Annotated in this window: 6 protein-coding genes; all 6 read left to right on the top strand. The window is 63.6% G+C overall.

What is annotated here, in order from left to right:
- The coding region (locus Q0176_RS00030; protein ID WP_299297790.1) for a sodium:solute symporter family protein at positions 1–1,484 on the top strand (1,484 nt) is incomplete at its 5' end.
- 229 nt (positions 1,485–1,713) lie between these two features.
- A complete protein-coding gene (gene rpsB / locus Q0176_RS00025) occupies positions 1,714–2,544 on the top strand; it encodes a 30S ribosomal protein S2 (protein ID WP_299297788.1) in 831 nt (276 codons plus the stop codon).
- A 1-nt stretch (position 2,545) separates the two neighbouring features.
- Entirely contained in the window at positions 2,546–3,142 is a 597-nt protein-coding gene (tsf, locus tag Q0176_RS00020) for a translation elongation factor Ts (RefSeq protein WP_299297786.1), read from the top strand.
- A 121-nt stretch (positions 3,143–3,263) separates the two neighbouring features.
- Positions 3,264–3,989 carry a UMP kinase gene (gene pyrH, locus Q0176_RS00015; RefSeq protein ID WP_299297784.1) on the top strand — a complete coding sequence of 242 codons (726 nt, stop codon included), beginning with the start codon at positions 3,264–3,266 and terminating at the stop codon, positions 3,987–3,989.
- A 91-nt stretch (positions 3,990–4,080) separates the two neighbouring features.
- The gene (gene frr, locus Q0176_RS00010; RefSeq protein ID WP_299297782.1) at positions 4,081–4,638 is read left to right on the top strand and encodes a ribosome recycling factor; all 558 of its coding nucleotides are present in this window, start codon (positions 4,081–4,083) and stop codon (positions 4,636–4,638) included.
- Positions 4,639–4,679: 41 nt separating this feature from the next.
- Complete coding sequence (locus Q0176_RS00005) at positions 4,680–5,483, top strand: protein-glutamate O-methyltransferase CheR (RefSeq protein ID WP_299297780.1); 804 nt, start codon at positions 4,680–4,682, stop codon at positions 5,481–5,483.
- Positions 5,484–5,616: the final 133 nt, after the last annotated feature.

Here is a 5,616-nt window from a genome sequence, read left to right as displayed (position 1 = left end):
GGCACAACGGTTACGTTCAGGCCATTCTGGGGTATGCGATTCTGCTGATCCTGATCGGGTGGTTCGTGGGCAGAAGGGTCAGGAGTTCGTCGGGCTTCTTCGTCGCGGGAAGGAGGCTGGGGACGGGCCTTCTCTTCACCACGCTGATCGCGGCAAATATCGGCGCCGGCTCCACGGTCGGCGTCGCGGCGATCGCCTACAAGCACGGTGTCTCCGCCTGGTGGTGGATCGGGAGCGCGGGCATCGGCTCCATGATCCTGGCGTTCTGCGTAGGCCCCAGGATCTGGCGCATCGCCTGCCGACACGGACTCTACACGCTTGGGGATTACCTGGATATGCGCTACGGCAAGGTGTTTCGGGGTTTCCTCTCCGGGATGATGGCCGTCGGCACCCTGGCCTTGTTCTCCGGCCAGCTCCTGGGCATCGCCTGGATTCTGGAGGTCGTGGCGGGGGTGCCGAAGACGGCGGGCGTCATCGCGGGCGCGGTCGTCGCGACGCTCTATTTCGCGGCGGGCGGCCTGCTCTCCGCCGCGATCGTCAATATCGTCGAGCTCGTGGTGATCCTCGCCGGGTTCCTCGTCGCCCTGCCCTGCATCTACGGGTTCGTCGGGGGATGGGAGGGGCTGACCGCCAGGGTGGCCCGGAATCTGCCCGACGCGGCGGGGCAGGCGTCCTTCTTCTCCATGGACGGCATCGGCGTCACGGCCGTCGTCGGCTACCTGGTCATGCTCGTACCGTCCTTCTTCATCTCCCCCGGTCTGATCGGCAAGGTCTTCGGGGCGAAGGACGAGCATGCCATCCGCTGGGGGACGGCGCTCAATGGAGCGGTCCAACTTTTGTTCGCGGTCATCCCCGTCTTCATCGGCATGGCGGCCTTCGCGGCCTTTCCGGACCTTCCGCGCGCGGATCTGGCCCTGCCGACCGCGATGAAGGAGATGATGCCCTTCTCCATCGCCACGCTCGCGCTCGCGGCCATCTTCGCGGCGGAGGTCAGCACGGCGGACACCGTGCTCTACATGCTGGCGACCTCCGTCTCCAATGATCTCTACAAGCGTTTTCTGAACCCCGGGGTATCGGACGCGGGGCTGCTGAGGTTCTCCCGCGCCGTCACCCTCGTGTCGGGGGTGCTGGGCGTGCTGTTCGCCCTCAGGCTCGGCAGCATCATCTCCGCGCTGACCATCTTCTACTCTTTGATGAGCGTCTCCCTGGCCGCGCCGCTCGTCTTCGGGCTCTTCACCCGCCGCGCCTCCAATGCCGGGGCCATCCTCGCCTCGGCCTGCGGCATCGCGCTCACGCTGTTCTGCACCTTCTATCAGGGGACGGAGACCGTGAACCTTTGGGTCGGCGTGCTGGACACCCGGACGCACTTGGTGGATTTCGGCCTGGCGAAGCTCAACGCCGCCACCTGCGGCATCCTGTTCACCTTCGTGCTGATGGCCGTCTCGCTCCTGATCCTGCCGTCCCGAGGCCGCGGAGCGGAGTGAGTGCGGCGTCGGCCGGATCGAGGGGAGTGGGCCTTCGAGGTGTCGGCCGAGGGCGAAAGCTATCCTCAAAATCGGAACTTTTTGATATACTGTCCTTCGTGTTGTCGATCACACACATCCGGCGCGGGGCCGCAAAGGTGTTCCGCATGCCGCCCTCGGGCGGGGCGCGGGATCGGGGAGCCTCAATAAGGGCGCCGGGTGGAGGCTTAACCTTTGGGAGGTTGAAAAAGTGGCAGTTGTGAGTATGAAGCAGTTGCTGGAGTGCGGCGTGCACTTCGGGCACCAGACGAGGCGCTGGAACCCCAAGATGAAACCCTACATTTTCACGGAACGCAACGGGGTCTACATCATCGACCTGCAGAAGACCGTGAGGGGTTTGGACAAGGCGTACGATTTCATCCGTACGACGGCCTCGGAGGGGGGCACGGTGCTCTTCGTCGGGACCAAGCGCCAGGCGCAGGACACGATCCGCGACGAGGCGACGCGCTGCGGCCAGCATTTCATCAACCAGCGCTGGCTGGGCGGCCTGATGACGAATTTCCCCACGATCCGCAAGCGCGTCCAGCGGATGCTGGAGCTCCGCAAGTACGACGAGGACAATACCTGGGAGAAGTTCTCCAAGAAGGAGCTCGCCGCGCTGCGCAAGGAGCAGCTGAAGCTTGAGAAGTACCTGGGCGGCATCGCCAAGATGACGGTCGTCCCGGACGCGATTTTCCTGATCGATCCGCGCCGCGAGGAGAACGCCATCGCCGAGGCCCGCAAGCTGGGCGTGCCGGTGGTCTCGATCGTCGATACGAACTGCGATCCCGAGGTGATCGACTACCCCATCCCGGGCAATGACGACGCCATCCGCGCCATCAAGCTGATCACGGGGCTTATGGCGAACGCGGTGATCGAGGGCCGGCAGGGCGAGGACGAGGCCGCCCCCGCGGAGGCCGCCAAGGCCGAGGAGGAGGCCAAGCCCGTGGACGTCAGCGAGAATGACCTGATCGCGGTCCGCGAGCGTCTGCACAATACCTACGGCGGCGACGACGACGGTGAAGGCAAGGGGGATCGCTGATATGGCCGAGATTTCCGCAGGCGTGGTCAAGGAGCTCCGGGAGCGCACGGGCTCCGGGATGATGGACTGCAAGAAGGCGCTGGCCGAGACGAACGGCGATGTGGAGAAGGCCATCGACTACCTTCGTGAGAAGGGGCTCGCCAAGGCGGCCAAGAAGGCCAGCCGGACGGCCAGCGACGGCCGCATCTTCCACTACGTCCACAACAACTTCAAGGTGGGCGCGCTGCTGGAGCTGAACAGCGAGACGGACTTCGTCGCCAAGACGGACGAGTTCAACGAGCTGGGGCACGAGATCGCCATGCACATCACGGCGGCGAATCCCCTCTACCTCCGTCCCGAGGACGTCCCGGCCGAGGACCTGGAACGCGAGAAGGAGATTTACCGTCAGCAGCTCCGGGACGAGGGCAAGCCCGAGGACCGCATCGAGAATATTGTGGAGGGCAAGGTCCGCAAGTTCTACGAGACGACCTGCCTGATGGAGCAGGCCTACATCAGGGACCCCGACAAGAAGATCGCCGATCTGGTGGTGGAGATGATCGCCAAGCTGGGCGAAAACATCGTCGTCAAGCGCTTCGCCCGCTTCATGATCGGGGAATGATTTATTGAATACCGCTTCAGAATGACGGATCCGGCGTGGACGATTCCTTCCTCCGCGCCGGATTTTTGTTGCAGGCAGGGAGCTTTCTTCGTGATTTTTGTTCCGTCGAGGAGGGATTGCGATGCCGAGGTACAAGCGGGTCCTGCTGAAGCTCTCCGGGGAGGTGCTGGCCGGGGACAGGCACTTTGGCCTCGATTTCGACGCGATGCGTCGAATCGGGGCGGAGCTTGCTGAGGTTCACCGTGCGGGCGTCGAGCTGTGTATGGTGGTGGGCGGCGGCAACATGCTGCGGGGCCGGGACGTCGAGAAGCTGGGCATCGAGCGGGCCCAGGCCGATTACATGGGCATGCTGGGGACGGTCGTCAACGCCCTGGGGCTTCAGGATGTCCTGGAGAAGCTGGGCGTCCCGACGCGTGTCCAGACCGCGATCGAGATGCGGGCGGTCGCGGAGCCCTACATCCGCCGCCGCGCCCTGCGGCACATGGAGAAGGGGCGCGTGGTGATCTTCGCCGCGGGGACGGGCTCCCCGTTCTTCTCGACGGATACCACCGCCGCCCTGCGGGCGGCGGAGATGAACGCGGACTGCATGGTCAAGGGGACGAAGGTGGACGGGATTTACGACAGGGACCCGAGCGCCTTCAAGGACGCGAAGTTCCTCTCCCGCGTCACCTACAGCGAGGCGCTGCGCGACAGCATCGAGGTCATGGACGCCTCCGCGTTCTCCCTCTGCCGCGAGAACCGGATTCCGATCCTCGTCCTGAACGTTCAGAGCCAGGGCACACTGGTTTCGGCGCTTGTCAAAGGCGAGCGAATTGGTACAATCGTGGAGGAGGGGGAGCCCGGATAACGGCGCCCCCGTCTTTCTGGCCGTCGTCCATGCGGATGCGGCCGGAAACACGAGAACAGGAAAGCGAAAATCTGAGAGGAGGAAAAACGTTATGCCCAGAAACGAGATCAAACAGCTGCGGGACAGGATGGAGAAGGCCCTGGCGTTTTTGCATAACGAATACCTGGCGATCCGGACCGGCCGGGCCCATCCGGGGCTGGTGAGCGATATCAAGGCGGACTACTACGGAACGCCGACGCCCCTCAAGCAGATGGCGAACATCACGATCCCCGAGGCCCGCAAGCTCCAGATCACGCCCTTCGACCGCTCCGGCCTGAAGACGATCGAAAAGGCGATCCTGGCCTCGAACCTCGGGATCACCCCTCAGAACGACGGGGAATGCATCCGCCTGACCCTGCCGGAGCTCACGCGGGAGCGGCGCGTGGAGCTGACGAAGCTCCTGGCGAAGAAGGCCGAGGAGACGCGCGTCGTCCTGAGGAACCACCGCCGCGATTCCGTCGAGGTCCTGAAGAAGATGGAGAAGGACTCCGCCATCACCGAGGACGACCTGAAGAAGTACACCAAGGAGGTCCAGGACGCGACGGACGAATACATCAAAAAGGTCGACGAGGCCTATAAGGCGAAGGAGAAGGAAGTCCTGGAGGACTGACCCGACGGAGAACGCCCGGAAATCTTCTGGAGGAGAGCCTGATGGAAGAGCGGAACCAATACACCTCGCCCGAATACGACGGGTTCAAGCAGAAGCTGCGCAAGATTATCGGACTGGACCTGAATTCCTACAAAAATCAGATTCACCGGCGGGTCCACATGCTGATGGATCGCTGGAACGTCAAGACCTATGACGACTACTTCAACACGATCAAGAACGACGACAAAAAGCTGAGGGAGTTTCTGGACCACCTGACGATCAACGTGTCGGAGTTCTTCCGCAACGACAGCCAGTGGTGGAAGCTGCGGGACCAGCTCATCCCCGAGCTGATCAAGAAGCGGGGCCACAAGCGGCTGAAGCTGTGGAGCGCCGGCTGCGCCACGGGCGAGGAACCGTATTCCCTGGCCATTCTGTCGGCCGTCTGCGGACTGGACGCCTCGACCCCGGTGCTGGCCGCCGACATCGACCAGGGGGCCATCGCCATCGCCCAGAAGGGCGTCTACCTGAAGCGGCAGCTTCTGAACGTCCCGCCGGAGTACCTCTCCAAGTACTTCACGACCCGGGACGGGGGCGAGACCTACGAGGTGAACGCCGAGATCAAGCGGCGCGTGTCGTTCAAGCGCTTCAACATGATCGACGACGCCTTCGGCAGCGGGTTCGACGTCATCCTCTGCCGCAACGTCGTCATCTACTTCACGGCGGAGACCAAGGCTCTGCTCTACGTCAAGTTCTTCAACGCCCTGGCGCCCGGCGGGTATTTCCTGGTCGGGTCCACGGAGCAGATCTTCGAGTACAGGAAGATGGGCTTCGAGATGGCGGGGCCGTTCCTCTACACGCGAAAATAAGGCGACGCGAAAACGAGCGGGCCGGGCTCTCCCGGCCCTGCGAACGCCCCCGGACTTCCCGTCCGGGGGCACGGGAGTCCTACTTTCCCGTCCGTTTCATGGTCTCCTTCATCAGCACGTCGTGCGCCCCGCC

The organism is uncultured Fretibacterium sp., from assembly GCF_938040765.1.
Classification (GTDB): Bacteria; Synergistota; Synergistia; order Synergistales; family Aminobacteriaceae; genus CAJPSE01.
This window is presented reverse-complemented; position numbering and strand designations above follow the sequence as displayed.